The following is an 18,792-nucleotide window of genomic DNA, read 5'->3' on the forward strand; positions in this document are numbered from 1 at the left end:
ATTAGGAAGACTTATGTTGGACGTTGTATGCTACATCCTGAATGTATGCAAACCCTGTAAAAGCTGAGGAAAAACAGCCTTTACGCCTCGGTTCGTATCGCTTAAAATAACACCCTAACTTGTTTCAAATGTTTCCGGGGAGCCAATATAGTAATCCGATCAAAGAAGGACAACATACCCCTGAATAAAGTTCGTTTATCACACGACTTATAAATTCAAAACACTCAATGTCAACCGCGTCTCCTAAGTCGTCATTACTTTACAGCGAAGACCTTGCACCCGTGCCGGTGCATAAACGTACGTGGACGACATGGAACTATGCCGCCTTATGGATCAGTATGAGTCTTTGCATACCGACTTATATGCTGGCGAGTTCGCTTATCGGTGGCGGGATGAACTGGTGGCAGGCAATTCTTACCATCTTTCTTGGCAATACCATTGTACTTATTCCAATGATCCTGAACGGGCATGCAGGTGCCAAATACGGGATCCCATTTCCGGTGTTTGCACGGGCAAGCTTTGGTGTACGGGGCGCAAACATACCAGCTTTGCTTCGGGCGATTGTTGCCTGCGGCTGGTTTGGCATACAAGCATGGATCGGTGGATATGCTACCTACCTGATGGTGCGGCTTTGGATCCCTGCCATCGACAGTTTACCCCAGGTGTTTCCTACCTCATGGACCCTCCAGACGGGACCGGCCATTTGCTTTTTCTTATTCTGGTTGCTGAACATGTTTGTCGTTTACCTTGGTGTGGAAAGCATTAAGAAGCTGCTACTTTTCAAAGCCTTTTTTTTACCAGTGGCCGCACTTGCCCTGTTGTTCTGGGCAATCAGCGCGGGCAAGGGCCTTGGCCCGATCCTTAATCAGCCTTCGAAGTTTGCCACCCACAACGCTTTCTGGAACTTCTTCTTTCCCGCACTTACGGGTATGGTTGGCTTCTGGGCGACGCTCTCGCTGAACATTCCCGACTTTACCCGCTACGCCAAAAGCCAGAAGGCACAGATCAACGGACAGATCATTGGCCTGCCCCCATCCATGACTTTGTTTTCATTTATCGGGGTGGTAGTTACTTCGGCCACCGTCATCATTTATGGCGAAACCATCTGGGACCCGCTTGTGCTTGCAGGCAGGTTCGAAGGCAAGTTGCTGGTAAGCGTTGCCATGATTGCAGTTGCGATCTCTACCCTTGCCACGAACATCGCTGCCAACATTGTGAGCCCCGCAAACGACTTTGCAAACCTCGCACCGCAAAAGATCAACTTTAGAACAGGAGGTTATATCACCGGTATCATTGGTATACTCATCTTCCCCTGGAAGTTGATTGCTGATCCAAGCGGATATATATTCACCTGGCTGGTCGGTTACTCCAGCCTATTGGGACCGATTGGCGGGATCATGATCGCGGACTATTATTTCATCCGCAAACAACAATTGGTTGTGGATGAACTCTACCAGCTGGATGGCCTTTATACTTTCACCCGGGGGTTAAACTATAAAGCCGTAATCGCATTGCTGCTTGGTATCCTGCCCAATGTGCCCGGCTTTCTTGCAACGGTTCAACTTGTATATCCCGATTCCATCTGGTCCTGGGTACTCAACATATATCACTATGCATGGTTTGCCGGCTTTCTTGTGTCGGGCCTGGTATACTACCTGCTCATGAAGGGTACACCGGTAACACGGCCAACTGTGCACGTGAGCAAAAATTTCTCAACTGAATTGGGGTAAAAAACGATTACTTGTCCCTAGTCATTTCGGCTTACTCAGGATACTATCGAAAGTGGACACCCACCAACATAAACAAAGGCATAGCTTTCAGCACATGAAAACGATCATCAAAAACGGGAGGATCATTACAGCAGGGGCAGACTTCATCGCCGACATCCTCATCAGCGGAGAGGTCATACAGGCAATCGGGAAAGATCTTGACGATACCGTGGATCACCTGATTGATGCGTCTGGCTTGTTAGTATTCCCCGGTGGTATAGATCCGCATGTACACCTTGAGATGCCCTTCATGGGTACTTTCAGCAGTGACACTTACGAGTCGGGCACAAAGGCCGCACTATATGGCGGTACTACCACCGTTATTGACTTCATCCTGCAAAAACAGGGAAACTCACTGCGGTCGGCCTTTGATGAATGGAGCGGCCGGGCCACCGGTAATGCCGTGGGAGATTATAGCTTTCATATGGCCGTGACCGACTATAATGACAGCACCCGTCCCGAGATCAGGGAAATGATCGAAGAGGGGATCACCAGCTTTAAAACGTTTATGGCCTACAAAGGCGCATTAATGATCGACGATCGCCAGATGATTGGGCTTATGGACGAAGTAAAGCAACAGGGCGGCATGGTAACCGTACATGCAACGAACGGCGACATGATTGATTACCTGGTGCAGAAACACCGGTCTGAAGGCAAGCTATCGCCATTATACCACTACCTGTCGCAACCTGAAGTTACCGAAGCCGAAGCCTCAGAACGGTTTGCCGATATGACCAACTATACCGGCTGCCCAGGGTACATTGTTCACCTTACCTGCGAAGGGGCCTTAAACGCTGTTCGGAATGCTACCCGGCGAAACCAACGGGTATTTGTTGAAACCTGTCTTCAATACCTGCTCCTCGACGCTTCGCTGTACGAACAGGATTTCGACGGGGCCAAATGGGTAATGTCGCCCCCGCTACGCGAAAAAAAGGACCAGGCAACACTTTGGGCCGGCCTTAACCAGGGGCTGGTGCAGGTAGTTGGAACGGATCACTGCCCTTTTACCTGGGAACAGAAGCTTATGGGTAGAGACGATTTTTCTAAAATTCCAAATGGACACCCTGCTATCGAACACCGGATGGAACTCCTGTACAGCGAAGGCGTACATGCAGGAAAAATCAGCCTGAATAAATACGTGGAAGTAACAAGTACCAATGCAGCTAAGATCTTTGGTATGTTCCCGAAAAAAGGAACAATTGGTATCGGCTCCGATGCCGACCTGGTGTTGTTTGATCCAAATGAACAACATACCTTATCAGTACAGAGCCATCATATGAACACCAACTATTCTGCTTACGAAGGCTGGCAAGTTACCGGTAAAGTAAAAAGGGTATTGCTAAGGGGAAAAGAAGTGATCCGGGACAATGAATGCCTGGTACAGAAGGGCTATGGAAGATTTATAAAGCGGGAAAGGGTGAATGGAATAGTTTAAGAGAGTTATGAGTTGTGAGTTAAGAATTATGAGTCAATGTCGTTTAGTTAAGTCGTTTGTCGATGGATTTGCTCCATAGAGCTGTTGAGTACAAGCCTGCCCCGCTGGAGCCATTCGAACGGTTGTTGCACTAAAGCCCGACTTCCCAGCAGGTGGGCAATGGCTCTACAATTTAAAACTCTCAGTCAGGTCGAAAAATTACTTCAGTAATCGACAACCATAATCTGCTTATATGCAAGCCATACATGAGTTTCTCGTAAACCGTATATTCTAAAAGAAAGTGGAACTTTGACCTGTGAAAGATCAAGCTGAAATATTGTTCACAATTAAGACCCTGGTAACAGCGGAACTTCAGGATGCCAGACTATACCTTTTTGGAAGTCAGGCTACCGGGATCATAAATGACGAGAGTGATTGGGACATCCTGGTTATCACATCAGCACCGGTTACTAAGGATTTGAAATCCCGGCTTCATTCTATAGTTTACCCGGTAAGTCGCGCTATTTTCTCGTATATTGATTTAGTGGTTGTCAATGAAAAAGATTGGGCGGAAGATCCTGCTTATTATGGATTAAGCTTATCGATTAATAATAGCTCCAGGAGGATATGAACAGAAAAGCAGAAGCGATTGAGCTAAAGTTAACGAAAGCGAAATCACTGCTTTCCGAAATAGACGGGCTGATGAATATGAGGTTTTACACAACAGCTATCAGCCGCTTATATTACAGCTGCTATCACGCTACAAGAGCATTGTTGCTTACCATTGACCTCGTACCGAAAACCCATAAAGGTGTATCTAAGATGTTGCATGAACATTTTGTGAACAAAGACTTGTTTAACATTGATCATGCAGCCTTTTACAACAACTTAATGCATGAACGAATTGATGATGATTATAATGATCACATGATCTCCGATGAGAACGAAGTCATTGCTTTCATTGATCCAACAAAAGCGTACGTTGCCTATATCGAAACCCTGATTCATGCATACTTAAGTGCACCTGATACACCTGGCACATTCAATAAAGAATAAGTGTATAACTTAAAGATGTGCTTGTTAGACGGCTATTATCCGCCGTTTCAAGCAACGGACATCATACTTCCGTTTCCTCATCGTAGAAAACGCTAATCGGGGATTTATTATCTACTTAACTAACTAAAATGTCACGACACATCAAATCTGGCCTTATTCAAATGAGCCTGCCGCTTTCGGAAGGTGAAGGATCAATTGAAGAGATCAAAGAAGCAATGGTGCAAAAACACATTCCGCTTATTGAAGAAGCCGGGCAGCAAGGTGTGCAGATATTGTGTTTGCAGGAGATTTTTAATACCCCCTATTTCTGCCCGGGGCAGGACAAAGCGTGGTATGCTTCAGCCGAAACGGTACCCGGTTTTACCACAGAACGATTGGCGGAATATGCCCGAAAGTACAATATGGTGATTATCGTACCCGTGTACGAAAAAGAACAGCCCGGCGTATTGTACAATACAGCTGCAGTAATTGATGCCAACGGTTCATACCTCGGTAAATACCGGAAGAATCATATCCCGCATACCTCAGGCTTTTGGGAAAAGTTTTTCTTTAAACCCGGTAACTTAGGGTATCCGGTATTCCAAACAAGATACGCGAAGGTCGGCGTTTACATTTGTTACGACCGGCACTTTCCCGATGGTGCCAGGGTATTGGGTCTAAACGGGGCCGAAATCGTGTACAATCCATCTGCCACGGTGGCCGGTTTGAGTCAATACCTTTGGAAACTGGAACAGCCTGCACATGCAGCCGCAAATGGATACTTTATGGGATGTATTAACCGTGTTGGAGAAGAGAAACCCTGGAACCTGGGAAAATTCTATGGCAGTTCTTATTTCGTTGATCCGCGCGGTCAGATCATCGCGCAAGCTTCGGAAGACAGGGATGAACTACTGGTCACCGAATTTGATCTGGACATGATTGAAGAAGTAAGGAATACCTGGCAATTTTTCCGGGACAGGCGACCGGAAACGTATGGCAAACTGGTAGAACTGTAACCCGGCTACCAGGTGTTTAAATTGTTATGACAATGGATAGTGGACATGCGAAACTTGACAATGTAAGATTAGCGAGGAACCTGGATGTAAAAACAACTGACCTGGAAGATGGCCTCGGCGGTAAAGCTTCGATCTCTGAGGAAGGCATTCCTTACGTGATACTCGAATTCATTAACAACTCGGTGCACCCCCTGGTAAATGTCTCCCGGGTTTACCTGGCAAATGGAAATGAATGGCCCGGCCTCTCCCCCGCCGAGCTACTCAACTACCTCGGCAGGCCGGTAGCAGGGCAATTTGTGACAAAAAAGGTAAAACCATACCTGCTGGAAGATAAAAACGGAGAACTGGTTTTATCCGCTACTTATACCACCTTTGTTTTACCAGTCGAAAATGAGTTAGCACTCTTTGCCGAACTGGGCTATACGATTGTAGATAATAATGGAAGTGTACTTGTGCCGGCGAAGCGGAATCCTTTGCCGGAATGAGTAACTCATATACGAACAACCCACTCCCCGGGAGAACTTCAGTCGATATAACCGTATTCCGGAGAAAAAACTAAACCCAATGATCACAAACAACCGTCTCACCGGGGACCAATATGCGGTCAATTTTGCCGATATCCATCCACCTTTCGAAACGCATGATGCCGCCCTTGTAGAAGCCGACCGGTGCCTGTTTTGTTACGACGCACCTTGTATGAAGATGTGCCCGACAAGTATCAATATACCAAAATTCATTAAGCAGATTTCCACGGAAAATATAAAGGGTTCGGCGACGACAATCTTTTCTTCGAACATTTTTGGTGCAGGCTGCGGTAAAGTTTGCCCGGTAGAAAAACTGTGCGAAGGCGCCTGTGTGTACAACCTCATGGATGAAGAGGCGATCCCGATTGCCAAACTACAACGGTATGCTACTGAGCGGGCCATCCATGACAAATGGCCCTTATTCAAAAGAAAACCGTCAACTGGTAAAAAGGTTGCGATCATCGGTGCTGGTCCTGCGGGCCTGAGTTGTGCACACGTGCTCAGTCGTGAAGGAATAGATGTAACTATTTATGAAAAGGAAAGTAAAGGCGGCGGACTTATGACCTACGGCATTGCTGCATATAAGGTCACCCCGGAATTCTGTAACGACGAGGTGGAATATATTCTTTCTATCGGTGGCATTCGGGTGAAGTACAACCGTGAGCTTGGCAAAAACGTGTCGCTGGAAAAACTTCAATCCAAATATGATGCGGTCTACCTCGGAATGGGTGTCGGACTTACCCGCACGCTGGCGATCAAGGGAGAAGAATTGGAAGGAGTTGTTGATGCCATCGATTTTATTTACCAGTTGCGCGACAAAGGTTTCAGCAGCGTTCCCGTCGGTGATAAGGTTGCCGTCATTGGCTTGGGTATGACTGCCATTGATGCCGCCACCCAGGCGAAGCGATTGGGCGCTTCAGAAGTTAGCATTGTCTATCGCCGCACCCACGCCGAAATGCCCTGTACCCAGCACGAACTCGATATTGCACTGCTGGATGGTTGCAAAATCAACTGGCTATCTGCGCCTAAAGAGATCCTTGGCAAAAGGGGAAAGGTTACAGGCCTGGTTTGCAGCGTTATGGAGCTTGGCAAGCCGGATGCTTCGGAAAGGCGGTCACCGGTGGAAACAAATGAAACCTTTACCATCGAGGTCGACATGGTCATCAAAGCAACCGGCCAGATCCCCTTTGTTGATCTCGTAATGCAAAACGGGTTGGAAAACGATAAAGGAAAAGTGCGCATTTCCGACAACGGAAGAACGAACCTAGCCAAAGTATTTGCCGGCGGCGATTGCGTCAACGGCGGCAAAGAAGTTGTCGACGCCGTGCAGGCCGGCAAAGACGGCGCACGAGGAATTCTTGAATTTCTAGGCATTCCAGCCAGCAACGTGGAACCGACTTATAATGCGAGCACGGTCTCTCCCCAAAAGGGGAATCTGCCCGACATTAAACTCCTGCGCCTGTAACGGTTTTCATGTTAAATGTTGTATGTTAAATGTTGAATTGGAACCCCGGAACAAATGCCAACTTTCTTTTACAACAACAATTAACAATGAAGACAGAAAACAAAATTCTGGAATTGACATTTGAATTCTCTCTTCAAATTATCCAGCTGTATAAGGAGCTATTAGGTAATAAAGAATTTGTTATGTCGAAAAAACTATTAAGAAGCGGAACCAGTATTGGAGCTAATGTAGAAGAAGCGAATGCAGCACAATCGAAAAGAGAATTTATTAGTAAAATGTCCATTGCGTCAAAAGAAGCCCGGGAGACGAGGTATTGGCTCAAGCTTTTAAATGCAAGCAAGCTCGTGGACTTAAGCTATACTAATCATCTGAACCAGGTCGAACACATCATCAATATACTTACCAAAATCGTAAAAACGACACAGGACTCTATGGGTGCAGTTAAAGAGTAGTAACGTAATCTGCCAGTGACTCAGGGGCAACGTCAACCTATACTAGGCATAAACAATCATTCAACATTTAACATACAACATTCAACATAATAATATGTCACTCGCAACCAACTTTCTCGGCATCCACTCTCCCAACCCTTATTGGCTGGCGAGTGCACCGCCTACAGATAAAAAAATCAATGTGCTGCGTGCGCTTGAAGCAGGTTGGGGCGGCATAGTTTGGAAAACCCTCGGTTCACAGGTAAAAAATGTGTCGAGCCGTTACTCGGCGGTGAACTTTAACGGAACCAGGGTAATGGGCTTCAACAACATCGAGCTCATCAGCGACCGCCCGCTGGATATCAACCTCAAAGAAATACGTGAGGTGCTAAAGGAGTTCCCCGACCGCGCAATGATTGTTTCGCTTATGGCCGATAACGACCGTAAGAGCTGGCACGAACTGATCAAAAAAGTTGAAGACACGGGTGCACACGGGCTCGAGCTCAACTTCGGTTGTCCGCATGGGATGACGGAACGTGGCATGGGCGCCGCCGTGGGCCAGGACCCCGAAATTGCGCGGATGGTGGTAGAATGGGTGATGGAAGCAGCAACGATCCCGGTTATCACAAAGCTTACACCCAATGTTCACAGCGTTGTTCCTGCAGGCAAGGCGGTTGTAGAAGCAGGCACCAACGCGCTTTCGCTCATCAATACCATTCAGTCGGTCACCGGCATCGATCTCGACACCTTTGTCCCGAACCCCTATGTTGCAGGCAAAAGCGTTTTCGGGGGCTACTGTGGCCCCGCTGTAAAACCGATTGCACTAAAGTTTCTTGCAACAATCAGCCAGAACCCGGTTACCCGAAAAGTTCCTGTTTCGGGTATCGGTGGTATCAGCACGTGGAAAGATGCGGTCGAGTTTATGCTATTGGGCAGTACCAGCGTACAGGTGTGCACTGCCGCTATGAAACATGGCTTTCGCATCATCGAAGACCTTTGCGATGGCATGCGCAACTGGATGGAAGAAAAAGGTTTTGAAACCACGACGGACTTCATCGGCAAAAGCGTTCCAACCCTTACGCAATGGGAAGACCTCGACATCAACTATCACCACATCGCCAACATCAACCAGGACAAGTGTATTCACTGCGGCCTTTGCTATATCGCCTGCGAAGATGCTTCTCACCAGTCGATAGCGCTCGAGTACGGCAAGCCATATAACAAGTACACCATCAAAGAAGAGGAATGTGTAGGCTGCAACCTATGCCAGTTGATTTGCCCGGTTACCAACTGTATAACTATGGTCGAGCACAGGGTAGCACCCGAATATCTAAACTGGAAAGACTACCAACAGCTGGGTTTGCCATTGAATGATCACTAAGACCGAAGCGACAAAAGCATTTACGATGATGTTAACCCCGGAGGTTGAATATATGTGAATGCTTAACTGGGATACGCCCTTGTTAACATTTGTGTTATTGACTCTTCGTCGTGGCTTTGCTGAAAAGCGTACAATATTTGCAGGGTTCGCTGAAGAAAGTACAAGACATGAAGCGGTACAAAGGTTCTGGCAACGTGGGTGTATACGCCTACGATGTGGTGCCCAATGGCATTATCCTCCAATTTGTCGACGGCAGCAAATACCTGTACGATAGCAGCGCACCCGGAAAAACCCACATCAGGGAGATGCTGCGATTAGCAGAAAAGGGACAAGGACTAACGACCTATATCAACCAGCACGTAAGAGGCAACTATAAAACCAGGCTCAACTGATTGCCTGCCGAACGTGGTGCACATTGATAAGACAATGACAGCGACGCAGCGCCTTCTTCATGGTGTCACAAACGATACGTACAATTAATCTCCCCTCGTACAACCCGGGATTAAGTGGGCGGTTGTCCGATCCCGTAATTATCAGCAACAAGACTCCTGGCTTCCACTGCTCCACAATCTCTTTCAAACACCATAATCAGCGATTCATCTACACTGGCTTACTGTCCTTTACTGCTTCCAGATCTTCAGGCACATAGTGCTCCTTAGTACGAACGGGAGTACCTGATTTTTTTCCCATGCGCATTTGCAGCACATCTACCAGGAAGGCAAAGCCCATGGAAAAGTAGATGTATCCTTTCGGTATATGAAAGTCAAGCCCTTCTGCAATAAGCGAAACACCAATCAACAGCAGGAAACTCAGCGCAAGCATTTTAAAAGCAGGATGATTATTTACAAACCTGCTGATGGGTTCAGCAGCAAATAGCATGATACCCACAGTTACAATTACGGCGGTATACATGATCCATAATTCGTCGACCATGCCAACAGCAGTAATGATAGAGTCAATGGAAAAAACGAGGTCGAGCAAGAGGATCTGAAAAATCACACTTTTGAATGAGGTTGCTTTGATCTGTTTGGAAGTATCACCCTCCTCGCCTTCCATTTTATGGTGGATCTCGGTGGAACTTTTATAAATCAGGAATAGTCCACCACCAATTAAGATAAGGTCCTTGCCGGAGATTCCGATTGAAAACACGGTAAACAGGTTCCCTTGTAATTGTAAGATCAATGAGATTAACCCGAGCAAACCCAAGCGCAAAAACATAGCAAGGATCAACCCCATTATCCGCGCCTTTCTCTGCTGGTGAACAGGCAGCCTGTTTGCAACGATAGAAATGAAAATCACATTATCAAGACCCAATACTACTTCAAGCAGTATCAGGGTAATTAGCGGCACCAACCATTCCATAGAATTGATATTTATTGAGCAACGTAGGTAAAATAATCAAGGAAACTGTTTTGGATTAAAATTCTGTGCCACTACTCCATCGCTGGCAGGGGAAAGAATGCCTGGCAATTGGGGGACGCGCCCGTAAAAATGGTTGCAACAACCCGTTGAGCTGTCAACGGATAATATCAGGCGTTGCGGAACCAACGTAATTTGTATGCAGATCCGGGAAGATGGTTACAAGGAGAGATCATCAATGGTTAGCATAAAAAAGGCTGCTCTTTTAACAAGGGCAGCCTTTGAAGCATGCGTAGCTGATCTAATAAGGCAAATACTAACTTACCAGTTTGCTGGTTTAAAATAAGTACCCTGTGAGCTTGCTTGTTGATCGAACTTAATTACCATCCACTTTTGACCATTGCTATCTGTTTCGGTTGACCAGTAGAATGTTGTTGGTTTAAGTTCCTCTTTCTTTACCGGCCGATTGAAATTACTGCCGCTTGCACAGGAGTAAAATCCCCTGAAGTTTCCACTTTGCGGGTACATAGTAAAGGATTGGTTTGCATGGTCGAACTTGACCGTTCCCTTATAAGTGGTAAATCCCTCCGTTGAGCACGTTCCGGTAAAAGTCTTAATAACCTGAAAAAATTCCATATCGCCATTTTTTTGAAAACTAAAAGCAGTGGAGCGGGTATATGGATTGCCCAGGTATTGTTTACCATCATACGACCACCAGTTCGACATGGCAAACGTACCATTCTGCCATTTACCGGTTAATTCATTTGGCACCTCGCTTTTTGGGGTGTTTGGGATCAGCACATCTTCAGCGCCATCGGTTTTTTCGCACGCTGTAAGTAATACAACAACTAGAAAAGCAGTAAAAACTAAATTCGATTTCATGATATGATTTATTTCGATTGATTGATGGTGCAAAGCTGCACCGGGCAGCGGTGGTTTGAAATAAGTCAACGTATGAAATGATATTTGAAGCATACCAGGTGAACATATGATTTAATGGATTGAAACTATTCTCACGTATTTCTCCTGTTTACCATCCCTATAGTGCCAGATCACTTTACGACGTGTCCGCAGGCTGAACTTCAATAGGTCCCTTACCCCAATTTCTTTTTGCACGATGGCATAGATATTTACGCGCTTGTTTATTCGCCATTGTGGAGTCACTGAAATCATGAAGCCATGTTGCCAAAAACAGCCGTTCACCTTACATCGATTCTCGATAATGATTTTTACAAGTTTACCATGCAGTGTGCGGTTGCGCAATTGTTTCCTAATGCAAAAGCCAGATATGCTTTTATTAATCGTGGCAACCACGACTTTCCACCAGGGTTTGGGATTGCACTAAGGCAGGCGGTTGATGCAATTGCTACTTTGAGGCTTTGCAAAGAAGAAAAACAATTTTTACTGTCAAACTGCCCCTATTTATCTCCCGTCTATCTCGACCTTCTTGAAGGTTATCAATACGATCCAACAGAAGTTGACATCAGGCAGGAAGGAACCAATTTGCAGATACATGTGGAAGGCTACTGGTACCGCGCCATCTTGTGGGAAGTGCCGCTGCTGGCGCTTGTTTCTGAACTTTATTACGAGCTAAACGACCTGCCACGGGACCCTGACGAAGAGGTAAGCAAACGCACAGCGAATAAAATTATCAGCTATAACAAGCTTGGTGTAACCATCGCCGAGTTTGGAACACGGAGAAGGCATTCCTATAAAGTTCACCGGCTCGTAATGGAAGCGTTGAAGCAACATCGTGGTGAAAGTTTTGTGGGAACAAGCAATGTACATTTTTCCATGTTATACCAGATGAAACCGATAGGAACCCATGCACATGAATGGTTTATGTTTCATGCTGCTAAATATGGGTTTAAACTGGCCAATGCATTAGGGCTGGAAAACTGGGTTGAGGTATATCGCGGAGATCTTGGCATTGCCTTATCCGACACGTATACCACGGATGTGTTCTTTAGATCATTCGACAAAAAGTTTGGGAAGCTCTTTGATGGGGTAAGGCACGATAGCGGTGATCCACTGAGTTTTGCCACTAAAACGATTGAGCATTACAAAAGGCTTGGCATCAACCCGCTCTCTAAAACCATCATATTTTCAGATGCACTGAATTACGGGAAGGTAATCCCTATCGCGGAATTCTGTAAAGGGAAAATAGGGTTTTCATTTGGCATCGGCACCAACTTTACCAACGACGCTGGTGTTAAACCCATGAACATTGTTATGAAACTTGTTGAAGCATTTCCTGAAAAGAATACCTGGATACCAGTCGTAAAGTTATCCGACGAGACTGGAAAATATACCGGCGATCCCGCCATGATCGGTCTTGCGAAACAACTCCTTCAACTAACCTGATTAGTAATCGACAGAGTAGAAAACACTTGAGTGAACAATGGGTTTGTTAATGTGAAATTTTTCATTAATGCCGGCAATGATTTCTGCTATCCATTTCGGGGAGTATGGCGAGATGTAAATTTTATCAATCAACACGTTGAGATCGGCATTGATAAATACACCGGAATAAATACCCTGTTCTTCCCAACAAATCTCTTCATCGTCTTCATCAGAAATTACATAACAACAGCGAACCTCGTTTTCATATTCGTAAAGCGACCGTTTTCTTAGAAATGGGATAAGCGAATTGCCAAAGGGAATAGGTTCGGCCTTTTCGTCGTAGTAATTAACCTTGCCGATGTGGATGGACTTGTCAGTTGACTTAAACGCCTCAATCAGCCGCTTGCAGGTAGTTTGAATAGCCACACCATAGTTGCCTTTGGCATAGATGTTCCACATGGCATAGTTCTCGGCATTGTTGCAGTGCCAACTGTTGATCGTTACCGAGTTCCGCATAGCATTGTGTTCCGTGGCAAGCCGCTCCACCTCTTCCCGGGCAATCGCCGCAGTATGGTGGTGTACCTCCGCCAGTGTTTTTCTGCGAAGCTCCTGGTAAATCTGGTTTTTACTCTTTTTTGTGATCATGCCTTCAAAGGGATCCTCGAACCTGTCGGCACGATTGAAAAACAGTTTCTGCTTCAAAAGCAAGTCAAGGTACCTTGGAATATCCTGGTAACGCCACAGCATTGTATTTTCTTCCGGCAAGTCAAATTCAGGGTGTTGTTCAAACATAATCTCCGCTCTTTACACACCCTGTTAAGTCTAAATCACGTGCCAACCATTAAAGATAATCCTGATATTTTGATGAGGAGTATTGCAGACATGTTCCACATTAAGCGCTTACCACCAAACCGGGCAAAAAGCTTTACTAAGGCGTTGTAGCACAACCGGATTGCAAATCCTATTTGGCGCTTTAACAAAAGCTGCCAAATTCATTATTGGACCTGTTTTCAGAACCAGAGAAACAAAACCCCAAACCGCTGCAATGCTGCAAGTATTTTTTTGCTTACAATCTTACCTAAAAATGTGGTCAGGCACGTTTTACTGGACAGGGCTGTAAACTTTAGGTCCAGTACAGGATTTTAGCTTTCGGAAACCGGGTACCGATTTCCCGGTAGAAAAACGACTTTAGTTGCGCCATCATTTCATTTGTATACACGTATTTGCTTCCGCCAAACTTGTTTCGTTTTACCGAGCGGGTCTCTTCATCCATCTCGAGCTTCGTATTCGGGTACCAACCCAATAACACTTCTTTGGAACCTGGCGTAAAGCGATGTGTGATGAGTTCAAACGTAAGATCGGTATCAAAGTCGAGCTGCTGCTGCAACTGGTCGAACATTTCGGTGTAAGCCGATTGCCAACCTTCGATGGGCATTATAGGCGCGAGTACCACACCTATGGGATAGGCACCACCCCCTTGTGCACGCGGCAGCGCAAGCTTTCGCAAAGCAGTAATCCGTTGGCCAATGGTTGTTGTTCCACCTTCGAGCCGGCGAGAAATGATTGGTGCATTTAAGCTTAACCGCCAGCGCGTATGACCATTGTGCTCAAGGTGGAGCAGTGGGTCAACAGCATCGAACTTGGTTGTAAACCGGAGATGGCAGTCGCTTTGCTTTCCAAAAAAGCTGATTGCCTGGGCGAGACTTCCCGTAAGGTGTTCAATACCCAGCGGATCGGTGTAACAGCTTGCTTCAAACGAGGTCACCTTACCGGAAAGCCGGTAATTGACCGTCTGCTGTAAAATGAGCGGAAGGTTTGCAAAGACCCTGATAGCAGGTGGTCCCTGTAGACTTCCGGCGAGGTAGCAATACTGGCAATGCGCAGGGCATCCTTCGGCAACATTAAACTGGAAATCTGCAGAAGGCGGTATCGGCCGAAACTTGAAAGCTGAAGGGGGCGCCTGTACAATGGCCAGGGTATTTTTGGCAATCTTATAGGTCTCCCGTTCGGTTGCCCCACGTAATCCGGTGATACGATTTGTTTTAAGCAACTCAACAGGAAGATTCAAATTCGATACGCGTTCCAGGATGGCTTTGCCAAAAGGTTCTTCGAGGGCTCCGGGCGTAAACAAAACGCGCTCAGGGAGCCAAAGTTTACCAGGCTTTTCTACCGGGTGCGACAGGTTGGTGGTGGTTATCTGCAGGTCATCTGTTAGCATATCATAATAACAACAGGCGCTATATAATGGTTATAAAAACAGGCTGCTGAATTGCCAAAAGCACGTTAAGAGTTAAGCGTTATGAATTAAGAATTTATGAGTCCATGTCAACTAGTTAAGAAATTTCTTTTGAACCCGACTGTAGTATTTCGATTGGAAATCGTTGCGTCGCACTCTTGTGCGGCATAGCATTACTGAACGAAACAGTTAAACACATGGCTATACTAAACGACATTGATTAGGCTAACGGTTTAGAATGCACATTGAAAGTAAAATGGCCAGAATGCTGAACTACAAGTAAAGGGTGATATATGGATGAGCTGTATCAACAAATAACTATCCGTAATAACACACAACAGGCTTTAAAGACGCGAGATCAAGGTTCACCCATTTAGCGAAAACTAATATTTACTGGCCGTTTCGCGTTAACCTGCATGAACATTATTAAACGTATGCAAAGGAGACCAAAGATGCCCCTTACTTCGCCGGTGAAGTGATCCCGAACGATCGGGACGATGATGCCATTTGAAAACCACTGCTGGTACCCAAAAAAGATCGAAAAGATGTGGGTACAAGGGAGGTATATACAACGAGGAACGTAAAGCGAGAGCTGAGAGATGGGATATGGGTTATGAGACGTGAAGTGCGCAGGTCTTCCAAGTTTTGCATTGTTCCGTGAGAGGTGTAGTTATTTTGCCAGGCTGGTGAATATTGAACGGTTGTTGTCCGATGATCCTTTTTATAAGTCCATCAATCAACCACGGATCAATCTTTCAACTTCTCAACGAATCAACTCCTAAACTTGAACGAATTGAATGCAATAAACCTTGCTGCCCAACGCGTTGCGGTACAAGAGCGCGACGCAAGGATGTTGATTTCTGAGAAACTGCCGGGAGCAAAAAAAAGCCGGCACCCGAGGTATGCCGGCCTGAAATCAAACAAAACAAACTTATGCTTTCCAATCCTGGTGTGCCTGTATGGCTACACCGGTAAGGTCGATGATTGAATTGGTCATGATGGCCATTTGAACATGGTCGCCAAAGCCCATGATCACCGAACGGTAGCCGGCATTTCCGGAGTTGTAGATACCATTTTTAGAATAAAAGATCACTCCATCGTTGGTAACCGAATAGTTATCGTAACCCGCCCGTTCTTTTTTCATGACCTCGCTGATTGCATTCGGCAGGATCAATTCGGTATAATGAAGTCTCCTGAAGAAGTCGGCCATTTCGAGTGTGCTCATCACCCACCCTTGTCCGCCGGAAGTGAGCGTGAGGTCGCCTACATTGAACCCTTTATCGGCTCCTTTTGGAAACGCATAATACAAAGCCGGGTTTGCCTGGGCATTGGCACAATCTACTGTTCCGAATGCATTTTCCAGCTTGCTCAGCACCGACTTGTGACAATAATGTTTGTATGCGTTGGCAAACTCACTTGCCTGCTGCCCCTCCTTGATCAACAATGAAAAAATGCTTTCGTTGCTGCCGATTGATGTAACCGGGTAACACATCATTTTAGGGATGATCAGGCGAAGCAGCGCAAAATTATTGTTGTCGTACATTCTGCCTTTATTTGCCAACGAAATCCCGCCTGCAATTATCGATTTTAGGGACTGGTAACTGCAATTGTTTCCACCCGTACGAATGCCACTGCTGTGTGTAAGCAACTCGCGAAAACTGATGGTATCGATATTGGCTCCACGGCTCCAATGCTCAGGTAAAAATGGTGCTACCTTCATGTTGAGCGCGGTTGAAATGTCGTTGGAAAAGGTCCGCAAAGCATTCATGCAGGCTGCAGCCGTAATGGTTTTACTTACGCTTGCAATGCTGTATTTGTCAACCATGGTCATGTTACGTGCGGGTGCATCCTGCGCCTGACGGCTCTGGCCACCACTACGGCTGGCCTTGTAGCTGTTTTTGTAAGAGAGCACAAAGGAGTACCCGATCACCTTGCCTTTTAGTTTGTTTTCCAGGATGGTTGCAAGTTTTTCAAAATCAAGAACGGGGGCAAGGGTTTGTGTGGCCAGTTGCTCAGATAATTGGAACTGTTCGCGTGTTGGCATCCTGAAGCTGCTTTTTGCTTCGAGTTCGGTAGTATCCATCACTAAACTTTCGGGAGTGCCGGTTTCGGCAGTTGCAGTTAAGGTCATTGTAGTTATTTTTTAAGTTTTTAATTGATTTGGGGTGAGATTTAATCCCGGTGTAAGATGCGACCCAACAATGCGGTTTACAAGTTCGATTAGCGTTCGGTAAGTGTGCGTTTACTATCGGTACGATGTACTTGCTTCCCTATCCTCTTACCTGTTATTCGGGTGCCGTAACCCGCGTTCTTCTTGCCTGATTATAGCCAGGCGAAATGAATTATCCGTGTGCCTGGCATGACCAACAACATGCCTCTACATTGATGCTTAGTTGTATGGTATGGTTCTTTAGTTTTGCATAACATGCTGTAAGAGCATGATTCCCCTATGGCTAATAATTTACAACCAGGTAGTTGCCCCCGCATTGTAGTGGTGGGTGGTGGGTTCGGCGGACTTGAGCTTGCAAAGCATTTACGAAGCAAAAAGGTTGAAGTGATCCTGGTTGATCGCCATAATTACCACACTTTTCAGCCGCTTCTTTACCAGGTGGCCACTGGCGCCCTCGAAGCGGAAACCATTGCCTTTCCCATCCGGCGGATTTTTCAGCACCATCGCAACCTGAACTTCCGGCTCGCCGATGTACGAAAAATCAACCCCGAGAAAAATACCATCGACACGAGTATCGGGGAGATCGCATATGATTACCTGGTGTTGGCGACCGGTGCTTCCACCAACTTTTTTGGCGACAAGTTGCTGGAACATTTTACCATGGGAATGAAAACCATTCCTGAGGCGCTTAACCTTCGGAGCATGATCCTGCAAAGCCTGGAGTGTGCGGTAACGGAGAAAGACCCGGTAGAAAAAGAGGAGCTCATGACCTTTGTAATTGTTGGTGGAGGTCCGACGGGTGCTGAACTGGCGGGTGCACTGGCAGAGCTCAAAAACCATACACTCCGAAAAGACTACCCGAGCCTTGACCCAAACGATATGCGTGTGTTTATTGTTGAAAGCAAGCCGGGTGTACTAAAGGTGATGTCGGAAGAAGCTTCGCGAAAGGCGCAGGAATACCTTGAAGAACTTGGGGTAGTTATCTACAGCGGCGTCAGGGTAAAAAGTTTCGACGGCGAAAACCTTGTAATCAATAATGGCATGACCATTAAAACCAGGAATGTACTGTGGGCGGCCGGGGTTGCAGGCGATTACCCAGAGGGGATTTCTCCCGATGTTGTTGTAGGTGGAAACAGGTTGCAAACCGATGAAATCAACCGGGTAAAAGGCTACGATAACATTTTTGCGATCGGCGACGTAGCCTCAGTGGTCAGCCCGGAAACACCCGACGGTCACCCGGGGGTAGCCCAGGTAGCCATTCAACAAGGCAAGCACCTGGCAGGCAACCTGCTGGCGCTGATTGAAAACCGGCCCACGAAACCGTTCAGGTACAACGACAAGGGTTCTATGGCAACCATCGGACGCAATAAAGCTGTGGCAGATATTGGCAGGTTTAAAACCCAGGGCTTCAGGGCATGGGTACTCTGGTGTTTTGTTCACCTGTTTTCACTCATTGGCGGAAGAAACAAACTGGCTGTTTTCACGGGCTGGATCACCCGGTATTTTACCTATAACAGCTCATCACGAATTATCATCCGTCCGTTCAGCCGGGAACTGATGCGGGAGGATACTGCTGCCAAATAACAGTTGATCAACCATCCGCAAATTTTGGAACCATGTAGATTAAGCGTGAGACCGCCTGACCGAAT

18 protein-coding genes are annotated in these 18,792 nt (G+C 46.4%); 12 read left to right on the plus strand and 6 right to left on the minus strand.

Annotation, left to right across the window (positions count from 1 at the left end; genetic code table 11):
- Positions 1-227: 227 nt before the first annotated feature.
- From EXU57_RS09925 to EXU57_RS09970, 10 genes are all read left to right on the plus strand, one after another.
- Complete coding sequence (locus EXU57_RS09925; RefSeq protein ID WP_133268051.1) at positions 228-1,730, plus strand: NCS1 family nucleobase:cation symporter-1; 1,503 nt, start codon at positions 228-230, stop codon at positions 1,728-1,730.
- A gap of 94 nt (positions 1,731-1,824) precedes the next feature.
- Positions 1,825-3,204: a dihydropyrimidinase gene (gene hydA / locus EXU57_RS09930; protein WP_133268052.1), complete on the plus strand. Its 1,380-nt coding sequence runs from the start codon at positions 1,825-1,827 to the stop codon at positions 3,202-3,204.
- Positions 3,205-3,499: 295 nt separating this feature from the next.
- Positions 3,500-3,814: a nucleotidyltransferase domain-containing protein gene (locus EXU57_RS09935; RefSeq protein WP_133268053.1), complete on the plus strand. Its 315-nt coding sequence runs from the start codon at positions 3,500-3,502 to the stop codon at positions 3,812-3,814.
- Positions 3,811-4,239 (plus strand): HEPN domain-containing protein, encoded by a 429-nt coding sequence (locus EXU57_RS09940; RefSeq protein WP_133268054.1) that lies wholly within the window; start codon positions 3,811-3,813, stop codon positions 4,237-4,239. The genes EXU57_RS09935 and EXU57_RS09940 overlap by 4 nt, the downstream gene beginning before the upstream one ends.
- A gap of 128 nt (positions 4,240-4,367) precedes the next feature.
- Positions 4,368-5,234 (plus strand): nitrilase-related carbon-nitrogen hydrolase, encoded by an 867-nt coding sequence (locus tag EXU57_RS09945; RefSeq protein WP_207955449.1) that lies wholly within the window; start codon positions 4,368-4,370, stop codon positions 5,232-5,234.
- 32 nt (positions 5,235-5,266) lie between these two features.
- Positions 5,267-5,719 (plus strand): hypothetical protein, encoded by a 453-nt coding sequence (locus tag EXU57_RS09950; RefSeq protein WP_133268055.1) that lies wholly within the window; start codon positions 5,267-5,269, stop codon positions 5,717-5,719.
- 79 nt (positions 5,720-5,798) lie between these two features.
- A complete protein-coding gene (locus EXU57_RS09955) occupies positions 5,799-7,223 on the plus strand; it encodes an NAD(P)-dependent oxidoreductase (RefSeq protein WP_133268056.1) in 1,425 nt (474 codons plus the stop codon).
- 86 nt (positions 7,224-7,309) lie between these two features.
- Positions 7,310-7,675, plus strand: a complete 366-nt coding sequence (locus EXU57_RS09960; protein WP_133268273.1) for a four helix bundle protein — start codon at positions 7,310-7,312, stop codon at positions 7,673-7,675.
- Positions 7,676-7,769: 94 nt separating this feature from the next.
- Positions 7,770-9,035: an NAD-dependent dihydropyrimidine dehydrogenase subunit PreA gene (gene preA / locus EXU57_RS09965; RefSeq protein ID WP_133268057.1), complete on the plus strand. Its 1,266-nt coding sequence runs from the start codon at positions 7,770-7,772 to the stop codon at positions 9,033-9,035.
- A 167-nt stretch (positions 9,036-9,202) separates the two neighbouring features.
- Positions 9,203-9,427 carry a hypothetical protein gene (locus tag EXU57_RS09970; RefSeq protein ID WP_133268058.1) on the plus strand — a complete coding sequence of 75 codons (225 nt, stop codon included), beginning with the start codon at positions 9,203-9,205 and terminating at the stop codon, positions 9,425-9,427.
- Between the two features lie 208 nt (positions 9,428-9,635).
- Here EXU57_RS09970 and EXU57_RS09975 read toward each other — a convergent pair whose 3' ends face one another.
- From EXU57_RS09975 to EXU57_RS09985, 3 genes are all read right to left on the minus strand, one after another.
- Positions 9,636-10,397 carry a TerC family protein gene (locus EXU57_RS09975; protein ID WP_133268059.1) on the minus strand — a complete coding sequence of 254 codons (762 nt, stop codon included), beginning with the start codon at positions 10,395-10,397 and terminating at the stop codon, positions 9,636-9,638.
- A 318-nt stretch (positions 10,398-10,715) separates the two neighbouring features.
- Positions 10,716-11,276: a hypothetical protein gene (locus tag EXU57_RS09980; RefSeq protein WP_133268060.1), complete on the minus strand. Its 561-nt coding sequence runs from the start codon at positions 11,274-11,276 to the stop codon at positions 10,716-10,718.
- Positions 11,277-11,387: 111 nt separating this feature from the next.
- Complete coding sequence (locus EXU57_RS09985; RefSeq protein ID WP_133268061.1) at positions 11,388-11,567, minus strand: hypothetical protein; 180 nt, start codon at positions 11,565-11,567, stop codon at positions 11,388-11,390.
- Positions 11,568-11,573: 6 nt separating this feature from the next.
- On the opposite strand from EXU57_RS09985, the gene pncB reads away from it, so the two are divergent.
- Entirely contained in the window at positions 11,574-12,758 is a 1,185-nt protein-coding gene (gene pncB, locus EXU57_RS09990) for a nicotinate phosphoribosyltransferase (RefSeq protein WP_133268062.1), read from the plus strand.
- Here the strand turns inward: pncB and EXU57_RS09995 are convergent, their stop codons facing one another.
- The 3 genes from EXU57_RS09995 to EXU57_RS10005 all read right to left on the minus strand — a co-directional run bounded on the left by EXU57_RS09995 (position 12,759) and on the right by EXU57_RS10005 (position 17,104).
- The gene (locus EXU57_RS09995; protein WP_133268063.1) at positions 12,759-13,529 is read right to left on the minus strand and encodes a DUF2971 domain-containing protein; all 771 of its coding nucleotides are present in this window, start codon (positions 13,527-13,529) and stop codon (positions 12,759-12,761) included.
- A 331-nt stretch (positions 13,530-13,860) separates the two neighbouring features.
- Positions 13,861-14,955, minus strand: a complete 1,095-nt coding sequence (locus EXU57_RS10000) for a spore photoproduct lyase family protein (RefSeq protein WP_207955451.1) — start codon at positions 14,953-14,955, stop codon at positions 13,861-13,863.
- A gap of 949 nt (positions 14,956-15,904) precedes the next feature.
- Positions 15,905-17,104, minus strand: coding sequence for a serine hydrolase (locus tag EXU57_RS10005; protein ID WP_133268064.1), 1,200 nt, complete (start codon positions 17,102-17,104; stop codon positions 15,905-15,907).
- A gap of 318 nt (positions 17,105-17,422) precedes the next feature.
- Here EXU57_RS10005 and EXU57_RS10010 point away from each other — a divergent pair, with 318 nt between their 5' ends.
- Positions 17,423-18,727, plus strand: a complete 1,305-nt coding sequence (locus EXU57_RS10010) for an NAD(P)/FAD-dependent oxidoreductase (RefSeq protein WP_133268065.1) — start codon at positions 17,423-17,425, stop codon at positions 18,725-18,727.
- Positions 18,728-18,792 lie beyond the last annotated feature (65 nt).

This window comes from Segetibacter sp. 3557_3, from assembly GCF_004354985.1.
GTDB lineage: Bacteria > Bacteroidota > Bacteroidia > Chitinophagales > Chitinophagaceae > Segetibacter.

Coding starts and splice junctions, on each gene's coding strand:
- EXU57_RS09925 (WP_133268051.1), top strand. CDS start 228: ATGTCAACCGCGTCTCCTAAGTCGTCATTACTTTACAGCGAAGACCTT.
- hydA (WP_133268052.1), top strand. CDS start 1,825: ATGAAAACGATCATCAAAAACGGGAGGATCATTACAGCAGGGGCAGAC.
- EXU57_RS09940 (WP_133268054.1), top strand. CDS start 3,811: ATGAACAGAAAAGCAGAAGCGATTGAGCTAAAGTTAACGAAAGCGAAA.
- EXU57_RS09945 (WP_207955449.1), top strand. CDS start 4,368: ATGTCACGACACATCAAATCTGGCCTTATTCAAATGAGCCTGCCGCTT.
- EXU57_RS09950 (WP_133268055.1), top strand. CDS start 5,267: ATGGATAGTGGACATGCGAAACTTGACAATGTAAGATTAGCGAGGAAC.
- EXU57_RS09955 (WP_133268056.1), top strand. CDS start 5,799: ATGATCACAAACAACCGTCTCACCGGGGACCAATATGCGGTCAATTTT.
- EXU57_RS09960 (WP_133268273.1), top strand. CDS start 7,310: ATGAAGACAGAAAACAAAATTCTGGAATTGACATTTGAATTCTCTCTT.
- preA (WP_133268057.1), top strand. CDS start 7,770: ATGTCACTCGCAACCAACTTTCTCGGCATCCACTCTCCCAACCCTTAT.
- EXU57_RS09970 (WP_133268058.1), top strand. CDS start 9,203: ATGAAGCGGTACAAAGGTTCTGGCAACGTGGGTGTATACGCCTACGAT.
- EXU57_RS09975 (WP_133268059.1), bottom strand. CDS start 10,397: ATGGAATGGTTGGTGCCGCTAATTACCCTGATACTGCTTGAAGTAGTA.
- EXU57_RS09980 (WP_133268060.1), bottom strand. CDS start 11,276: ATGAAATCGAATTTAGTTTTTACTGCTTTTCTAGTTGTTGTATTACTT.
- EXU57_RS09985 (WP_133268061.1), bottom strand. CDS start 11,567: ATGATTTCAGTGACTCCACAATGGCGAATAAACAAGCGCGTAAATATC.
- pncB (WP_133268062.1), top strand. CDS start 11,574: ATGTTGCCAAAAACAGCCGTTCACCTTACATCGATTCTCGATAATGAT.
- EXU57_RS09995 (WP_133268063.1), bottom strand. CDS start 13,529: ATGTTTGAACAACACCCTGAATTTGACTTGCCGGAAGAAAATACAATG.
- EXU57_RS10000 (WP_207955451.1), bottom strand. CDS start 14,955: ATGCTAACAGATGACCTGCAGATAACCACCACCAACCTGTCGCACCCG.
- EXU57_RS10005 (WP_133268064.1), bottom strand. CDS start 17,104: ATGACCTTAACTGCAACTGCCGAAACCGGCACTCCCGAAAGTTTAGTG.
- EXU57_RS10010 (WP_133268065.1), top strand. CDS start 17,423: ATGGCTAATAATTTACAACCAGGTAGTTGCCCCCGCATTGTAGTGGTG.